The following is a 16,474-nucleotide window of genomic DNA, read 5'->3' on the forward strand; positions in this document are numbered from 1 at the left end:
GATGATCAGCTGCTAGATTAAAAGTAGCAGCGGACACACCCTTGCGGGGAGGAATCATGCCAAAACCAAGCAAGCCGACAATGGAAACCTTTCTGTTTTCGGCGGCGCACGATATCAAGAATTCAATCGCGGTTCTGGATGCCGCCATCGAGCAGATCCTGCAAACCGAGCCGGATCGCTTTGCATCCGTCGCTCAGATGTTTTACGAGGTGAAGCGGATCAACGGTAATCTTACCCACCTGCTCACCCTGTACAAACTCGGCTTATCTGCCTATCCGGTCGACATCCACGACATTCATGTGCCAAGCATGCTGGAGGAAAGCACGCTGCCCATGCGCACCCTGCTCGATTCCCGCAAGATCAAAGTGGAGATTGCGGCGGAAGATGACCTTTTCTGGCCGATGGATGAATATCTGATGACTAGCGTGGTTTCGCACGCGATCAACAATGCCAGCAAATATACCCAAGATCGCATCCTGCTCAAGGCTGAAGTCCACGATAAGCTCCTTTCACTGCATATTGAAGACAACGGGAGAGGCTATCCGGCGGCCATGCTGGAACTGACGCCATCCGAAATCTCTACCAGTGATCGCGCTATGAGTGGCACAGGGCTGGGCTTGTATTTCTCCGAACAAGTCGCCCGTCTGCACAAGCATCATCGCCGCCAAGGTGCGGTCAAGCTTGAGAATGGCGGTACGCTTGGTGGTGGATGCTTTGTCATTACCCTTCCCTGATCAGGCAGGCTGAATACGGTTCGAGGCGAATACGATGTGGCAAGCAACTGACGATTACGCAAACATGCATATCCTGATTGTTGATGACTTTCAGGGAATGCGATCGCTATTACGGGACATTCTGCGCGAGAAAGGTGCCCGTCATATTGATCTAGCCACAAATGGCAATGAAGCGATTACACGCCTGAGCGCACAAGCATATGACGTTGTTTTTTGCGACTTTAACCTCGGTGCAGGCAAAAATGGCCAGCAGGTACTGGAAGAAGCCAAATACCGCAATATGATTGGCCCTGCGTGCGTGTGGATCATGATTTCGGGCGAGAAAACCGCAGACGCGGTGTTTGGCGCAGCCGAATTCCAGCCTGATGCCTATCTGGTCAAGCCGCTAACGGCGGCTCTGATATTTACCCGCTTAGAAAAAACCTGGTCAAAAAAGGCATCACTTCTGGAAATTGATCAGGCAATGCGCAACAAAGACTTACCTAAAGCACTGCGCGCGTGTGATGATCGCATCCAGACGGATAAAGCCAATGTCATTGATTTAATGAAGCTGAAGGGTGGCATTCTCGTCAGCATGGGGGAATTAGGTAAAGCAGCAGATTTATACGATTCAATTCTTGCTCGCCGTGATTTCCCCTGGGCTAAAACCGGGTTAGCAAAAATCCGTCTGCAGCAAGGTAAGTTAGACGATGCAAAAGCATTGTTTGAATCTGTTATTAATGAAAATCCTGCCTACATTGAAGCGTATGATGGTCTTGCCAAAACCCTGCAACAGCAGGGTCTGCGTCAGGAAACCAAGGGCATACTGGAACGTGCGGTGAAGCTATCGCCAAACTCCACGGGCCGCCAGAAATTATTAGGTGATGTCGCACTTGAAACCGGTGACTTAGTCGTTGCAGAAAAAGCATATGCAAAATCTGTTGCCTCTGGTGCGAATTCCATATTTAAGTCGCCTGATTCCTATTTTTGCCTTGCCAAAGTCAAAAGCGCGGCAGGTAAGCCAGAAGAAGCATTGCGTGCGATTAATGATCTTAAAAAGCAATTTACCGGAGATAATATTGCAATCCAAGCGACCATTGCAGAGGGTGTGGTTTATCAGGAAAATGGACCACAGGCCAAAGCCAAGGAAATCGCTGGTAAATTACGGAATGTAGCGGATGAAGCAGCCATTCAAATGAGCCCGACCGTCACCATGGAAATGGCCAAGCTCATGTTGCTATCGGGCGGCATGTACGAAAAGGATAAAGGTTTATCCTTACTGCAATCCGTCATACGCAACAATCATTACAATCCCTATATTTGTGAGCAAGTGCAATCGGTTTTCGACAAGGCAGATATGAGCGAGGCAGGCAAGAAATTGGTTGAATCTGCCAGCCGGGAGGCCACCGAGCTCATGGACAAAGGCGTACTCCTGACGCGAGAAGGCAAACTGCTAGAGGCTATTAATCTAATGCGCGATGCTCGCAAGATGATGCCAACAAACGTCCGCCTACTATTGAATACCATATATGTGATGCTACTCATGCTGGAGAAAAGTGACGAGGAATTGTCACTGGTGGAAGAAGTGGAAACCCTTCTCGCAGAGGTCAATCGGCTCCAACCCGACGAGCCACGTGGAATGGATCTCGCGCGGCGCTTTGATAAATTTAAGGCAAGGGTGTCGGCGTAATCAATCATGAATTGCAGCCGCCGATGAGTAATCACTGACGCTCGTGCTACAGTCCCGGTTCCCTGATCCACAAGACCACGCCATGAACTGGGACTATCCCTCCCCCTTTACCTTGCAGATCTCCCCTGCAATGGATGACATTGACGGACTGAACCACACCAACAATGCTGTTTACGTGAAATGGTGCGAGTCAGCCGGATGGGCGCATTCCCGACAGCTGGGCATGACGGTCGAAGATTACCGCCGACTTGATCGAGCCATGGCAATCCGAAAAGGCGAGTACGACTACATTCAACCTACAAGCCTCGGTGACGCACTGATCCTGGGTACCTGGCTGGTGGCCGGACATGGCAGACTCGGCATGACCCGCGTGTTCCAGATGATCAGAGCATCCGATCAGACAACGGTACTGCGCGCAAAATGGGATCTGGTATGCATCGAAATCAGTACAGGCAAGCCCAAGCGCCTACCAGACGAATTCAGACAGTGTTATGAATCTGCAGTCATCAGACCTATATCGGTGACTTAATCGTATACGGATGCATTTCCGTTCTATTTTACGGAAATGGCTTGTTTTTCCTTGCTGCGCTTGTCTGTGGAGCCTATAAAAAAGACATCCACCTGAAAAACAAGAAGGCAGAAATAACAATGACTTGCATCGCAATCTTCAACCAGAAGGGCGGTGTGGGCAAGACGACGACGGCATTTAACTTAGCCGCCGCGATGAACAGGGAGCATATTCAACCGCTTTTCATCGACCTTGACCCACAGGCGCACTTTTCTCAATTACTGGGTCAGGCAGCCACCGATTCTGCGGAAAGTGTATATGCCTATTATCGTGACCATAAGCCGCTTCGCCAGATTGTGCGAGATGTGCCGGGCAAGGGCAAATTGCTTTCGGCACATTTGGAACTATCTAAGGTTGATACGCAGTACGGAAAAGGCCCCGACATTCTCAATCGCCTAAAAATGGGCTTGCAGCGCGAGTTGTTTTCCGGGCCGGATCGAACCATCATTATCGACTGCTCCCCCATGTTGGGCGTGTTATCGCTTTCTGCGATTTTCGCGGCTGATCGGGTACTCATCCCCGTTTCAGCGGACTATCTGGCCGTTAAAGGTGCCATGCAAGTCGAACGTACCCTCAATGCCATGACTCGCGTACTCAAGCAGCGGGTGACGCGGCGCTATGTGCTCACCCGCTTTGATTCCCGTAGAAAGATGTCATGGAGTATAGAAGAAACGCTGCGCGCACACTTTGGCAGCGAACTATGCGAAACCCACCTTACCGAGAATGTGGCGGTCGCAGAGAGTCCCTATTCAGGACAGAATGTATTCGATTATGCGCCCCATAGTCGTGGTGCGCATGACCATCAGGCGCTGTACGAAGAGTTGAAGGCCTGCGGCTTCCTGCCAGGCCTGCCCACCTTGGATGAAATGACTGCCGACCTGCCAGCGGTGGTACGAACCGTGCGTCGTGTCGCGCAGCGTTAACGCCCTAGCGGATCTTCCTGACTCAAAATCAGGGAGATTGCACCCTCCAGATCATTCACCTGACCTGTTGGCACATCACTCAGGACACACGCCTCCACAATTTGCGCCTGATGGTAAATCTGGCGCAATTTACTTTCGGCATGAGCCATGTCCTGTCCCTGAATCACCAGATTATCGACCACGGCACCTGCGCGCGTTTTGATGCGGAATCCGAATTTCTGCATGATATATCCCTCGCCCTTTGATTCAGCATAGCAAGGCGTACATGGGAATCCATGTGCTCACATGCGGTTGTTTCATTCTGGCAAATGCGGATGCTCGGAATAAAAATTCACCTTGCGAATCAGTCCATCCTGTACCAGATATTGCGCCACCACATATAAGGCCTGATCGCCACGGCCAATCACCTGCTCACTGTCAAAAACCCACGGGCCAACATGGACGCGCCCAAGCAGAATGGCTCGGTTTTGAGGGAAGTCTTTGAACAGCTTACCGTAGCGCTCGCGCATGGCTGCTTTACCCACGGCGGGAGGACTACCGTCATCACGGGTTACGATGACATCTTCCGCGTAACAGGCGAGAAATGCGTCAAGATTCTGGGTGTTATATGCGTCCAGTTGCGCCTGCGCCAAAACAAGCGCTTGAACTGCTGATTCCGACATTGACATGTGTAAGCCCCCCTTTAGAGGGAGGGAGCATACCTAATCCACCGATCTTGCGCAGTTAGAATGCGAAATCGACGTTTAGTCCGATCGTCCTCGGACGATTGATGGCGATTCTTCGTGTGTCGTTTAGATCGGCAAAAATGGCCACGGGCAAATCAGTCTGCCCCATTTTATTGGTCAGATTCTCAATAAACATCGACCATCCAATCCTGCCCTGCCGTGCGACTTGGCCGGTGCGTACATTGAATACACCAAACCCTGCGCGGCGTCGAAACAGGCTTTGATGTTCGTACAAGGTATCGGCACTACCCGTAAAGGTGTAGTCCAGGCGCACATAGGTCGAGTCACCCCGCCAGGCAAAGCGATGCTCTGCCCACCAGGCTGCTGTCCAGTGAGGCACGTTCAGCAAATTATCCCCTGCTTGTGCAGACGTCCCGAGTACATCGTTTTCAAGGCGCGCATCCGTATGAGAAACAGACACACGGGTCTCCCATGCACGGTCAGGTTGCCATATGAGCGAAATCTCGGCACCTCGACTGCGCGCAGAACCAAAATTGGCCGTGATATTAAACCCGCAAGGCAGCACAATTTGTTGCTGCACATCCTGCCAATCCATTTGATACAACACGGCATTGAAAAAGAGCGTGCGCTCGAGCAGGCTCCCCTTGAATCCCAGCTCCTTACTCCAAAGCGTATCTGCCGCGAAACGTTTAAGCGCATCTTCGGACATGCCAAGTTTGCGTACGTCATTACCACACACCGCTTCGGGCGCCGGATTGTTCGGCCCCCCCTGACGATAGCCTCTGGAGAGACTTGCATACGCCATCTGCTGAGGATTGATTTGCCAGGACAGCACAGCGCGCGGCGTGACGCCATGGTCACTTGCATCCCCCTTCACTTCCGAGGCTCCGCCATTAAACAAGCCATCTCCTTGCTGGGCAAATGACTGCCGAATGGAAAATGCCCGCGCACCCAGATTGAAACGCAGGGTATCTGACAGCGGATGGCTGATCTCCGAAAAGGTTGCCCATTCGCGCACACTTGCCTGTCGGGCACCCCGAAACAGTAGGTCGTAGCGCGTGCCAAATGTCTCGTTGTATCCGGGTGGAACCGGAATGACTGAGTGCAACGGTGCATCAACATGATGATAGAAAACACCCGCAATGATGTCCCCTGCGGCGAGCGGCATGCGCGCACGAATTTCCTCTGTCCATTCCCGATTTGCATAAGACCCGTTCATGACCGTCGGATAGATATGGTCTTGCCCCGACGCATTAATCAATGCAAATAAGACCTTGGAACCATCCTCCGCCATATTGACCGTCCGCGAATACCAGGAGGTCGCCGACATCAGATCGATATCGCCAATCTGCTTGCGTAACGTGAGATTAGCTATGGTTGAGTATTGTGTAGCAGGCTCATCCACCATGCGGGTTTGTACAGGGTGTGCCAGAGTACCCGGCGGCATATCAAACTGAAACGGCGCCCCCGTTCGCGTGTATTGATGCAGCAGTGAAGCACTGATGTCCGTTCCATCGGCTGATCGCAACCGCACTGTCGCACGACCACCTTCCGTGTGCTCTGTATTCACACCGGCCTGACGCGCAATAGCGGGGTCTATCTGCAGGTAGTTGCTCGTTTGTATGCCTGCACGATCAATAAATCCATCATTTTCGCGGAGCAGGGCAGACAGCTTGATCCCTGCCGAATCTGAAAGTGGGAGATTGATGCCCCCTTGAATACTGCGGCTCCAGCCACCCTCCGTGGTATGTGCCAGCTCCGTCCCGAGCGTCATCGATTGCCGCTTAAAATCGACCGGGCGGCTAATGAATTTGACTGTTCCACCCATCGAGCTGGAGCCATATAAGGTACCCTGCGGCCCAAACAGCACCTCAGTCCGCGCAATATCCAGCAGAGCAGGATCCATCAGGCCGCGAACCGATAATAAAGCTGCATTGCTGGATGCAGATATGGGCGTATCGTCGAGATAGTAGCCCACTGTCCCGGCGGTTCCCGCAGAAGATGCAATCCCGCGCATGCTGAGTATATTTTGCCCCGGCCCTGCCGATAGCACCGTCAATCCCGGGGTCGCTCGAGCCAAATCGGCTGCAGTTGTTACACCCATTTTCGCCAGCGTACCAGAGTCGATCACCTCAACGTGCATGGGCACTCGCTGCAATTGCTCCTCTCGCTTCTGAGCATGAACGACCACCGCATCCAGTCGAACCGGGGTCTCCGGATCTGCACCCTCCTCCGCCCAAGTGTTATTCGACAAGGCAGATATCAGGGCCACCACCAAAGCACGCACGCTGCTAACGGCGTCGTACCATCCAGTCGCGCTCCGCTTCATCAATGATCCTTTCGATCTCACGCGCCTTCATCATTGTTGCAAATGTACGATCAAAGCGGCTCATCAGTTCTGTCGCATTAGCAAGATCTTTGCGAAGTACCAGATAGGTTGGTACGTCCCACATAGATTTGCTCTGTGCCTCAAGTTTGAGCTGTTCGGCCGGAGCAAACTCGGTCTGAACCATAAACCTTCCAGCCGTTTCCTCCATCGGAAACAGGTCGATTCGTCCTGCAAGTAGCTTGCGCATATTGGAGAGTTCGCTTGTCGCCTCGTCCACACGCAGCACTTTTGCGGTAATCAAGCGAGAAAACTCGTCGGAATAGTGATTGCCTGCGGTCATGCCAATGCGGTATGGCGCCAAATCCGCGAGCGCTTTCCACGGAAAGACTTCCCCTTTACGCTGGAAAAACACCATATGAAATGTATAAACCGGCTGGGTCGAGAAGAGCAGTTTTGCATCGCGTTCCGGCGAATGGCTCCATCCGTAACTACCGCTGTACCAGCCTTTCATCATCCCACTCATGGCGCGATTGTTGGGAACAGTTTCGAAGCGCACATCAATGCCTGCACGTTTACACACTGCATCCACAATTTGCGTGAGGACTCCACCGCCACGCAGCCGATCATCAATGAGGGGTGGATAATTCACAGAAGCCAGGGTCAATTGCAGGCGTGTTTCTGCCTGCACACAAGTGCATAGCAGTACACACACCCAGACTGCGCGCCAATACAGGCTTCGCATCCCCCACTCCCTTGAATGTCAGCAATGCACACACATATGCTGGATCGCCACTATCAATCTAGTTCAAGGATGCGCATGAAAAAACCCGGCCGAAGCCGGGTTTGCAAAAATTGCGCGTTTTTCAGGTCGTTCTGATCAGAATGTACCGCTCAGACCAACGGAGACTGCTTCGCGGTTTTCATTCTTCAGCTTGAAGGATTGCGTATAGCTGGCGTAAGCAGAGACCGAGCGCGTCAGCTTGCCAGTCACGCCCAGCGCGCCAGTCACATAGTGAGTTGCTGGCGTAAAGACTGGCAGTGTGCCATCCACCGAAGCAGATTGCTGGGCAAAAGTGACTGTACGATCCTTATCCTTACCTTCGTTGAACACGTTGACCGAGGCAAACGGCTTGAAGTCGCCTACGGTCGTATCCACTTTCAGGCCGACGTTTGCTTGCAGGGAACGAACCGACTGCTTGGCAAAACGCATGGAAGTTGAATCTACATTGCCTTCGTTGTAGTTCCCGACACGGGTCGAACGGAATGCCAGGTTTACATTCGGGGTGATATTAAAGTCGCCAACCGGCATGACATACTGAGCATTCACACGCAAGCCAGCCTGAATACCGCTGGTATCCGCACGTTCGGTTCGCTTGAGATCACCCAGCTGGAAGGTACGCTGAATATCGGTGTAGCGCGCATTTCCCAGAATGAAATCAGCACCCACTGTCATCGGACCATACTCGTGCCGGACATACGCATCAATCACTTCGTTGCTGGCCAGGAACTTACCAGTCATGAAACTGATCGACGAAGGATCTTGAATCTCGGAACGGGTGCGGCTAGCGGTAAACACCAAACCTGCTGCCAGATGAGAGCGCATTTGGTATTCGCCACCGATGGTCAGCGCCACGTCGCTGCTATTGTTCGCCACGTTGTCATTGCCCGGTGCGTAACGATTGCTCAAGCGGGTTGTGCTTGCAAACCAGTCGATATTCCCTTGCTTGCGCATGCCGGAGCGATTATCAATGGCGGCAAAGGTTGCCTGTGCAGGCGCATACTGCGCATTCACCAGCTGCGCAGCAAACATCGGTGCATCCAGCGTTTGATCAATGAACTGGGCAATCACGTGATGTACCAGCGGCGTGGGATGAACGCCATCAACAAACAGATATTGCTGGCTGGCATCAAATGTCGCGCCGTTACTCTTGCAGCTTGATGCGCCCACACTGATGGCACATGCAGTTCCTGCGACATTATCCAGACCGAATGCACGCGGATTGGCCATCACTTCGGCAAACAAGCGATTAATATCGATTTCGATAATGTTGCCGCGTTCATTCAAACCCGCATTCAGTGCCGGATTGTAAACACTGTTCACGAGGGAACCCGCAGCAGAGGACAAACCTTGCTGAGCCTGCGCAAAACTCGTTGCAAGGGAAGCAGACAGCATCGCCCCCAATTGAGCACTGAAGCTAGCGCTCACGGTGGCACTCACCTGAGTCTGAAGCTGGGAAGCCAGAGTGGTCTTGAGTTGCGCGGTGAGCGCATCCAGTACGGGCTGCGGAAGTGTAACGCCTGCCTGTGCCATAGCGGGCACCAGCGAAGCGGCAATGACATTCACCACTGCATCGGCGGCGTTAGTCGCGTAACTGGAAGCCAGGCCATTGGCGGCCGCGTTCACGACATTGCCCGTGATAGCGGTCAACGCGGCTTGGGCAGCTGCATTGGTGGCAGCGGTCATGCCAGCCTGATAGTTGCCATTTTTTGCCAGCGACTGAGCGACAGCCTGTGCAACGCTGGTGTTAAATGCAGTATTCAGGGCAGTGCTGACTGCCGCGTTGGCAGATGTGGTGGAAACAGCTGCATTGCTTAGGGCGGATGTCACTGCTGCGTTTAATTGCGCATTGCCTGCCAGCGAACCAGCCAGACCTGCCGGCACACCTGCAGCACCCAGTGCCTGCCCCACCTGACTCAGAATAGCTGCAGACAATGGTGCACCTTGCACCTTGCTCGCGGCAACGCTGGCAGCAATTTGCGGTGCAACCAGCGTGTTCACCGCGCCGTTGATGCTTGTATTCAGACCGGATTTCACCAGTCCCAGCGAGCCATAGATGATACCCGGTGTTACACCGACATTCGGCAAATTCAGCACCATGATATGCTGGGCACCCGCCTTGCGGAGCGCATCCACCTGAGCCAGCGTATTCTGGGCAGCCTTGCCCATATCAGCCTGCGCCACATAACTGTTGTTGCCGTTCAAAGCCGCATCGTTCAGGGCTGCCTGAACATCGTTGCCACCAATCCAGACGGTATAGAGGGCGTTCGGATCGGCGCGGCCACCACTCGATTGCAGATAGTAATCAACCTGCTGGCCGACCGTCGGGTACAGATTCAGCTTTTGAGCCTCGGTTCCCCATACGCTTGCAGCATATGCATTAGCAGTCGAACCCGCCACTGCAAAGTCTGTTCCGCCAGGCACGGCAATGCCAGACTTGGCGGCAGCGCCATTTTTATATTTGCCGTAGAGCCAATCGGCGTACAGCTTGCCAAAATCGGTGGTGAAACGGTAATCCGAAGGTGCGCCAACTTTCGCAAATGAGCCAACATCCGACAGGCTATCACCGAAAAAATAGACGTTACTGAAATCGTAGGCAGAGGCTACCGGGGCAAGCGTGGCCAGTGCGGTGCCCACCAGCAGCGAAGAGAGGGTGCGCTTCATATTCGATGTGTCTCCTGATTAGGCATGTTTTGTACAACATACCAGACTATTCTCGTGGCTAGTTCGGCTACTTAACCTAGCTATCGCTCGACAGTGTAATTTGAAGCGATGTATGTGTCATTCATCACGGGCGCAAAAGCCACACAAAGTGACCTTTGCGTGTAAATTTAGATCGCCTCGGAGCAGGAAGGAACACGTGCTTTGCGGGATGCGGCGCATTTGCCGTTATTTGAGTAGGATTTACAACAGATTCAAATCAGGTCTCAGGTATTTGCCTGTTCGACCTTATCCGTCACCCACTTGAGGCGAGCGAGGAGTTCCTCGTCCGGGGGGTCGACCATGGACAAACATTGCTTAGCCAGTGCGGCATATTTGAGATCGTTGTTGCGCTGCAGACTGCGCGAAGCTGCATTGGCAGCGGCAATCAGCAAGCGGTTGTTTTTGGTTTGCAGCCCGATCATGGACAGCTTGTCAGTTGCATCCTCCAGCGCATCACTTACCATTAAACGCGCCGAATCCTTTGCAACACTGGCAATGTAGTCACCCGCCTCGATGACCAGGCTGGATAATCGCTGATTGGCCGACAGCGCACTTTCCAGCATGTCCTGAGCAGATTTGCCCGCGCACATCCGCAATGCAATCACATGCACCCATGATCCCATGGTGGATGCCAAATCGTCGGCGTACATGCGATCCATGACTTTGAACAAATCCAGCGCAAGCGGTAAGTCGAAGCCTTTTTCATTCCATGCTTCAGATACAAACTTGACCTTGTCGATGGCACCCAGCATCTCCCGCCTTTCCAGCGACAGCCATGCCTCCGCCAGTGCGGCATACCAGTTCAATCGAGAACGAATCACAAGATGATCCCGTGCTTCCTGCGCCTTGAGCTTCATCTGCTTGATCATACTCAGCGCTTCCTTGGCATCCCCCTTTTCTTGCGCAGCAAGGATCAGCAGATATACCGTCCGCGCATCCATGTCCAGCAATTTTCCGCTGGATCGCACTGCGCGCATGAGATAAGCCGTCCCCTTCTCTGAATCGCCCAGACTAGTGGCAAGATGTCCGGCAAACTGCAAGCGCTTGACGCTGTTAGGTGCGATCTTGATGGCCTGCTCGGTAACATCCAGTGCATCTGCAAATCGTTCCTGCGCTTTGCAGACATCAGCCAATTGGGTATACACGGGCAGGTACATGGGATGCTGCGCGATCAACTCGCGAAGTGCCGCTTCAGCTGTCACATGATCACCCATGCGAATGGCGACCCGCGCCAGCACAAGCCGTGCCCAGGGCAAGTCTTTCTGTGCCAGCAGTGCCTTCAGTAAACGTGCCGACTCTTCATATTTGCCCAGCCGAAACAGTAGCTGACAACACAGACGAGCCGCATCCCGCGCAAACTTACCTTTTCCGTGCATATGCTGGGTCGCCAGTTTGACTGCGGTTTCGAGCTTGCCTTGCTCCATCGCCTGAAGCACGTCCAGCATCAGATTGCGCTTGGCAAATGCACGCTCGACTCGTTTGGCTAAATCAGCCGTATTCAGCGGCTTGAGGAGATAATCATCCGGCGACTCTTCGGCAATATTCACCACTGTGCCGTAGGATGCCTCGGCGGTCACGATAAAATACAAGGTTGTGGGCGGTAGAAATCCGGTCTTGCGACCTTCTTCGAGCATGTCCTGCCCGGATTCGCCGGTCTCGAAGTTGTACTCACTCAGTACAATGTCGTAATGATGTTCGCGCAAGCGCTTGCGTCCCTCAGACAAGGACGGCGCGATGTCGCAATGGTCGACCCCAATCTCGGAGAGAACATTGCGCATCATCATGCGAACAGCAGGTGATGGGTCAATGACCAGTGCGCTGGAACCAGAACTCATGGTACGCGTCGGATACGTTGAGTAGCGTATCTATAGCGCAATTAACGGGGAGATGCGACGCCGACTGCCATGCGGTCGGCGTGCAATGAAGGGTCGTGCAGCTTAATGCAGATCGAGCACGTCCTGCATGGAGTAGAGCGCAGCAGGTTTGCCGGCCAGCCAGCGCGCAGCACGTACGGCACCCTGGGCAAAGGTGGCACGGGAACTGGCCTTGTGGGTAATTTCGAGACGCTCGCCAGTACCAAGGTACATGACCGTGTGATCGCCAACAACATCGCCGCCACGCACAGTGGCAAAGCCTATGGTGGAAGGATCGCGTTCGCCGGTAATGCCTTCGCGGCCGTATACGGCGTCTGTTTTCAGGTCGCGCCCCAATGTGCGGGCAATCACCTCACCCAGAGCCAGCGCAGTACCGCTCGGTGCATCAACCTTGTGACGATGATGTGCTTCTACGATTTCGATATCGTAGCCATGCGACAGCACGCGCGAGGCCGTTTCCAGCAATTTGAATGCGAGATTCACACCTACACTGAAGTTGGCAGCAAACACGATGCTGATGTCGGCGCCTGCTGACTGGATAGCCGCCTTGCCTGCATCGTCGAAGCCAGTCGAGCCGATGATCATGCCGACACCCAGCTCGCGGCAGATGGTCAAATAGGCCAGTGTAGCGTCGGGGCGGGTAAAGTCGATCAGCACATCGGACTGCGACAATGCCTGACGCACATCGCTGCTGATCTGCACGCCCGCCTCGCGGCCAACCAGCACACCTGCATCAGTCCCCACCAGAGGGGAGCCTTCGCGAACCAGTGCGCCGGACAGCACACACCCTTCTGCATTCAGCACCGATTCGACCAATACCTTACCCATGCGACCATTTACACCTGCGATCGCGATGCGCAGCGGCTGACTCATCGACCACCTCGCTTATCCTTGCCATCTTCGAGGGCGCGGTTTTTCATTTGATCTGGAGCAGGTTCTGCAACCGAGATATTGGCAGGCAAGGTATCGCCGCCAAACCCGGTGACGCGGTCGCCATCAAACAGGACATAGAAGCGCTTATTGGTGCGCTCCTGGCCGCCGCGAGCCTCGAAATACTGGTAATCCCAGCGATTTTGATGGAAGGCATCTTCCAGCATGGGCGTGCCCAGAACAAACTTCACCTGCGTACGGGTCATGCCAACTTTGAGCTTGGCAGCTTGATCCGCCGTCACCGGGTTTCCCTGAGGGATCTCCAGCTTGTAGGGTGTCAGGTAACTACAGGCGCCGAGCAAAGCAATAGTCGGCAGCAGAACTGATAAACGTGTGCGCATGGCGATCTAGTAGAGCGAAAGGAGTCTAATGGACAGCGAAACTTCCGCTTGGTTTCCGCGAAAGTCCGTATCATATCCGTAAATGGCGCGCTCGGGTGGGGTCAAGATGCAGATGTCTGACATTCAACTCACCCAATGACAAAAAGAATCGCTATCATTTAGCCTAAATAGCCATAGTGAAAAGATTCGATCATGAGCAAAGCCCACGATCTCAAGGATGCCGGACTGAAAGCCACCGGCCCTCGCCTGAAGATTCTCAGCCTTTTTGAAAGCAGCGGACAGCGCCACATGACTGCCGAAGATGTCTATCGCCTCCTTCTGGATGAGGAGGAGGACATTGGGTTGGCGACCGTGTACCGCGTACTTACTCAATTCGAGCAGGCCGGACTGCTGGTTCGTCACCATTTTGAATCCGGCAAGGCCGTATTCGAACTCAACGAAGGTGGTCATCACGATCATCTGGTGTGCGTAAAGTGCGGCACCGTTGAAGAGTTTTACGATGCCGAAATCGAAAAACGTCAGGAAGAGATTGCAGAAAAGGCCGGCTTCCTGATTCAAGAGCACTCCATGTATTTGTACGGCATTTGTGCAAGCTGCCGCCAGCGTTTATCCGGCAAGGAGCGCATCACCTTCTCATGATTCCGTGGCTCAATGCGGACTGCCATTTCCCACCGGTCACGTCTGCGCTTCTTGATCCCAATGGCTTACTGGCGGCGGGCGGCACCCTGAGTACCGCCAACCTGATCAAAGCCTACCGACAGGGTATCTTCCCGTGGTTTTCACCGGGCGATCCCTTTCTGTGGTGGTGTCCGGACCCGCGAACGGTTCTTTTCCCCGCCAATTTGCATGTGCCACGATCACTGGCAAAGGTGATCCGCAATAAGCCCTATGAAGTGCGCTTTGATACTGCTTTTTCAGATGTTATGCGCGGCTGTGCAGGTACGCCCCGTCCAGGACAGGATGGCACCTGGATCACCTCCGAGATTATCTCCGCCTACACTCGCTTGCATGATGCAGGCGTTGCGCACAGTGCAGAGTGCTGGATGGATGGAAAACTGGTTGGGGGCTTGTATGGCGTGGCGATTGGGCGGATGTTCTATGGTGAATCCATGTTCGCCCATGTACCAGATGCATCAAAAATCGCATTTGTGCATCTGGTTCGCTGGCTTGATCGCCACGGTTTTGGCATGATTGACTGCCAGATGCATACTGAACATCTGGCACGGTTTGGTTCGGTGCAAATTGCCCGACCGGCCTTCATCGACACGCTGACACGACTCTGCGACCAGCCCGGTCTTCCCGGTCCATGGCAGTACGCAGTCAGCGGTGAACCTGAAGGGGGAAATGCGCTTGAGTCATCCGAATGATCATCGCGTCATCCGCTTGCAGTTTTATGCCACTGCACCGTATCCGTGCAGCTATCTTGACGACCGCATGGCTCGTTCTCAGGTGGCGATTCCGTCCGAACTGATCGATTCGCACGTCTACAGTGATCTGGTCCGCAATGGCTTTCGCCGCAGCGGGATGTTCACCTATCGCCCGTGGTGCGATCGCTGTCGTGCCTGCGTACCCGTGAGGCTTGATGCCGCAAATATTCGCATGAATCGTACCCAGCGTCGCATGCTACGCCAGCATCAAACGCTTGAGGCGCGCATCATGCCCCTGGGTTTTGAAGAAAGCCACTACCAGCTGTATCGCAAGTACCAGGCTGTGCGCCATGCTGGTGGCGGCATGGATGGTGACAGCCGCGAACAATACGAAAATTTCATCCTCAGCAGCCATGTCGATAGCTTTCTGGTTGCCTTTCACGAGGGCGATGACCTGAAAATGGTCAGTCTGATTGATCGGCTCGATGATGGGCTATCGTCCGTGTATACCTTCTTCGAACCTGATGATTCGAGTCGTAGCTACGGCACTTACAATATCCTTTGGCAGGTTCAGCACGCGCAGGCACTAGGTTTGCCATGGGTTTACCTGGGCTACTGGATCGAAGAATGTCGCAAGATGTCTTACAAGACATCATTCCAGCCATTGGAGGGAATGATTGAGGGTAAGTGGCAAACAATCGACCGAATGCATGTTGAACGAGACTGAACGTCGGCTGGCCTATCTTGCCTGGTCCGATCGGGAAAGTGGCAGTCATCGGCAATGGGTGTTTCTAGAGCTGGCCGCCCAACTGCAAACGACTGACAGCATTCGCTCACGCACCCATCTCTTCATCTGGTTGATTGAACACCTTCCGCTCGCCTTCCTCGCACCAATCATCCGATACTGTGGCCTGAAGGGAATGCATCTGTACGCATTGCCCCCGCATCTCAGGCAGACACGCTATCTCAACTGGCTGATTGCAGGTGTCTCTCTGCTGATGATGCTACAGGTGTACCGCTCCGACACCGCGTTAATTCACAGTATCGCAATCATGCTCTGCGTACTGGCATCGCTTTTCGGGTATGTGCTGGGGTGGTGGCAGGCGCGCACACAATGTCTTCTGCTTGCTGATGACTATGCTGAACGGGAACTCACCTTGCCTGATCCCGAGACTTCTCTGGGCTTTGCTGGCGCCATCACCGGCGCTGGACTGCCTCTCGAACAGGCAGGCGTGCTATTAGCGGAGATTGCCGAAGGACGCGCACCTCAGGATACACTGGACGCACTCTGTTTAAGTGCGCCAGGCGTATTGCAGCACCACCTGAATGCCGTCAGGCATGCGTTGTTTGCGGGCGGAATAATGGCACTGGGGGCATTCGCCACCGCGTTACCATGGCCAAGCGTGCGATTGGCCATCTATGCCCTTCTGCCCGCATTATGTCGACTTGCCGTGGATCACCCACATCCGCCCTCAATCAAACGGAGCATATTCGACATCCTGATTCCGTTGAGCTGCGCGATTTTAGCGCTACTCACTCGCCATCATGTATAAGGTGACCCCTTTGTGCTTG

Annotated in this window: 16 protein-coding genes; 8 read left to right on the forward strand and 8 right to left on the reverse strand. The window is 53.8% G+C overall.

The features are described 5' to 3' along the window. The first annotated feature begins 56 nt into the window (after positions 1–56). The 4 genes from KSF73_13805 to KSF73_13820 all read left to right on the forward strand — a co-directional run bounded on the left by KSF73_13805 (position 57) and on the right by KSF73_13820 (position 3,894). Positions 57–734, forward strand: coding sequence for a HAMP domain-containing histidine kinase (locus tag KSF73_13805; GenBank protein MBV1776786.1), 678 nt, complete (start codon positions 57–59; stop codon positions 732–734). Positions 735–798: 64 nt separating this feature from the next. Further along, positions 799–2,403, forward strand: a complete 1,605-nt coding sequence (locus tag KSF73_13810; protein ID MBV1776787.1) for a response regulator — start codon at positions 799–801, stop codon at positions 2,401–2,403. Positions 2,404–2,485: 82 nt separating this feature from the next. Then, positions 2,486–2,932 (forward strand): acyl-CoA thioesterase, encoded by a 447-nt coding sequence (locus tag KSF73_13815; GenBank protein ID MBV1776788.1) that lies wholly within the window; start codon positions 2,486–2,488, stop codon positions 2,930–2,932. A 119-nt stretch (positions 2,933–3,051) separates the two neighbouring features. Continuing rightward, entirely contained in the window at positions 3,052–3,894 is an 843-nt protein-coding gene (locus tag KSF73_13820; GenBank protein ID MBV1776789.1) for a ParA family protein, read from the forward strand. On the opposite strand, the gene KSF73_13825 is transcribed toward KSF73_13820, so the two are convergent. From KSF73_13825 to bamE, 8 genes are all read right to left on the reverse strand, one after another. Continuing rightward, positions 3,891–4,118 carry a hypothetical protein gene (locus KSF73_13825; GenBank protein MBV1776790.1) on the reverse strand — a complete coding sequence of 76 codons (228 nt, stop codon included), beginning with the start codon at positions 4,116–4,118 and terminating at the stop codon, positions 3,891–3,893. The genes KSF73_13820 and KSF73_13825 overlap by 4 nt on opposite strands. Before the next feature lie 72 nt (positions 4,119–4,190). Continuing rightward, positions 4,191–4,562, reverse strand: a complete 372-nt coding sequence (locus tag KSF73_13830; protein MBV1776791.1) for a nuclear transport factor 2 family protein — start codon at positions 4,560–4,562, stop codon at positions 4,191–4,193. Positions 4,563–4,617: 55 nt separating this feature from the next. After that, on the reverse strand, positions 4,618–6,909 hold the full coding sequence (locus KSF73_13835) for a TonB-dependent receptor (protein MBV1776792.1): 2,292 nt from the start codon (positions 6,907–6,909) through the stop codon (positions 4,618–4,620). Next, positions 6,872–7,651 carry a transporter substrate-binding domain-containing protein gene (locus KSF73_13840; GenBank protein MBV1776793.1) on the reverse strand — a complete coding sequence of 260 codons (780 nt, stop codon included), beginning with the start codon at positions 7,649–7,651 and terminating at the stop codon, positions 6,872–6,874. The genes KSF73_13835 and KSF73_13840 overlap by 38 nt, the downstream gene beginning before the upstream one ends. A gap of 135 nt (positions 7,652–7,786) precedes the next feature. Further along, positions 7,787–10,351 carry an autotransporter domain-containing protein gene (locus KSF73_13845; protein ID MBV1776794.1) on the reverse strand — a complete coding sequence of 855 codons (2,565 nt, stop codon included), beginning with the start codon at positions 10,349–10,351 and terminating at the stop codon, positions 7,787–7,789. Positions 10,352–10,614: 263 nt separating this feature from the next. After that, positions 10,615–12,225, reverse strand: coding sequence for a response regulator (locus KSF73_13850; GenBank protein MBV1776795.1), 1,611 nt, complete (start codon positions 12,223–12,225; stop codon positions 10,615–10,617). A 102-nt stretch (positions 12,226–12,327) separates the two neighbouring features. Beyond that, the gene (gene dapB / locus KSF73_13855) at positions 12,328–13,125 is read right to left on the reverse strand and encodes a 4-hydroxy-tetrahydrodipicolinate reductase (protein ID MBV1776796.1); all 798 of its coding nucleotides are present in this window, start codon (positions 13,123–13,125) and stop codon (positions 12,328–12,330) included. 8 nt (positions 13,126–13,133) lie between these two features. Then, positions 13,134–13,535: an outer membrane protein assembly factor BamE gene (bamE, locus tag KSF73_13860; GenBank protein ID MBV1776797.1), complete on the reverse strand. Its 402-nt coding sequence runs from the start codon at positions 13,533–13,535 to the stop codon at positions 13,134–13,136. A 192-nt stretch (positions 13,536–13,727) separates the two neighbouring features. Between bamE and fur the strand changes: the two genes are divergently transcribed. The 4 genes from fur to KSF73_13880 are packed head-to-tail and all read left to right on the forward strand — an operon-like array spanning position 13,728 to position 16,455. Next, positions 13,728–14,174, forward strand: a complete 447-nt coding sequence (gene fur / locus KSF73_13865) for a ferric iron uptake transcriptional regulator (protein ID MBV1776798.1) — start codon at positions 13,728–13,730, stop codon at positions 14,172–14,174. Next, positions 14,171–14,902 carry a leucyl/phenylalanyl-tRNA--protein transferase gene (gene aat / locus KSF73_13870; protein MBV1776799.1) on the forward strand — a complete coding sequence of 244 codons (732 nt, stop codon included), beginning with the start codon at positions 14,171–14,173 and terminating at the stop codon, positions 14,900–14,902. The genes fur and aat overlap by 4 nt, the downstream gene beginning before the upstream one ends. Continuing rightward, complete coding sequence (locus KSF73_13875; protein ID MBV1776800.1) at positions 14,880–15,629, forward strand: arginyltransferase; 750 nt, start codon at positions 14,880–14,882, stop codon at positions 15,627–15,629. Before aat ends, KSF73_13875 begins: the two co-directional genes overlap by 23 nt. Next, the gene (locus tag KSF73_13880) at positions 15,616–16,455 is read left to right on the forward strand and encodes a hypothetical protein (GenBank protein ID MBV1776801.1); all 840 of its coding nucleotides are present in this window, start codon (positions 15,616–15,618) and stop codon (positions 16,453–16,455) included. The genes KSF73_13875 and KSF73_13880 overlap by 14 nt, the downstream gene beginning before the upstream one ends. The last annotated feature ends 19 nt before the right edge of the window (positions 16,456–16,474 follow it).

Source organism: Burkholderiaceae bacterium DAT-1, assembly GCA_019084025.1.
Classification (GTDB): Bacteria; Pseudomonadota; Gammaproteobacteria; order Burkholderiales; family Chitinimonadaceae; genus DAT-1.

Bases quoted from the DNA above. Each gene is read 5' to 3' on its own strand.
- KSF73_13805 (MBV1776786.1), top strand. From the start codon at position 57: ATGCCAAAACCAAGCAAGCCGACAATGGAAACCTTTCTGTTTTCGGCG.
- KSF73_13810 (MBV1776787.1), top strand. From the start codon at position 799: ATGCATATCCTGATTGTTGATGACTTTCAGGGAATGCGATCGCTATTA.
- KSF73_13815 (MBV1776788.1), top strand. From the start codon at position 2,486: ATGAACTGGGACTATCCCTCCCCCTTTACCTTGCAGATCTCCCCTGCA.
- KSF73_13820 (MBV1776789.1), top strand. From the start codon at position 3,052: ATGACTTGCATCGCAATCTTCAACCAGAAGGGCGGTGTGGGCAAGACG.
- KSF73_13825 (MBV1776790.1), bottom strand. From the start codon at position 4,118: ATGCAGAAATTCGGATTCCGCATCAAAACGCGCGCAGGTGCCGTGGTC.
- KSF73_13830 (MBV1776791.1), bottom strand. From the start codon at position 4,562: ATGTCAATGTCGGAATCAGCAGTTCAAGCGCTTGTTTTGGCGCAGGCG.
- KSF73_13835 (MBV1776792.1), bottom strand. From the start codon at position 6,909: ATGAAGCGGAGCGCGACTGGATGGTACGACGCCGTTAGCAGCGTGCGT.
- KSF73_13840 (MBV1776793.1), bottom strand. From the start codon at position 7,651: ATGCGAAGCCTGTATTGGCGCGCAGTCTGGGTGTGTGTACTGCTATGC.
- KSF73_13845 (MBV1776794.1), bottom strand. From the start codon at position 10,351: ATGAAGCGCACCCTCTCTTCGCTGCTGGTGGGCACCGCACTGGCCACG.
- KSF73_13850 (MBV1776795.1), bottom strand. From the start codon at position 12,225: ATGAGTTCTGGTTCCAGCGCACTGGTCATTGACCCATCACCTGCTGTT.
- bamE (MBV1776797.1), bottom strand. From the start codon at position 13,535: ATGCGCACACGTTTATCAGTTCTGCTGCCGACTATTGCTTTGCTCGGC.
- fur (MBV1776798.1), top strand. From the start codon at position 13,728: ATGAGCAAAGCCCACGATCTCAAGGATGCCGGACTGAAAGCCACCGGC.
- aat (MBV1776799.1), top strand. From the start codon at position 14,171: ATGATTCCGTGGCTCAATGCGGACTGCCATTTCCCACCGGTCACGTCT.
- KSF73_13875 (MBV1776800.1), top strand. From the start codon at position 14,880: ATGCGCTTGAGTCATCCGAATGATCATCGCGTCATCCGCTTGCAGTTT.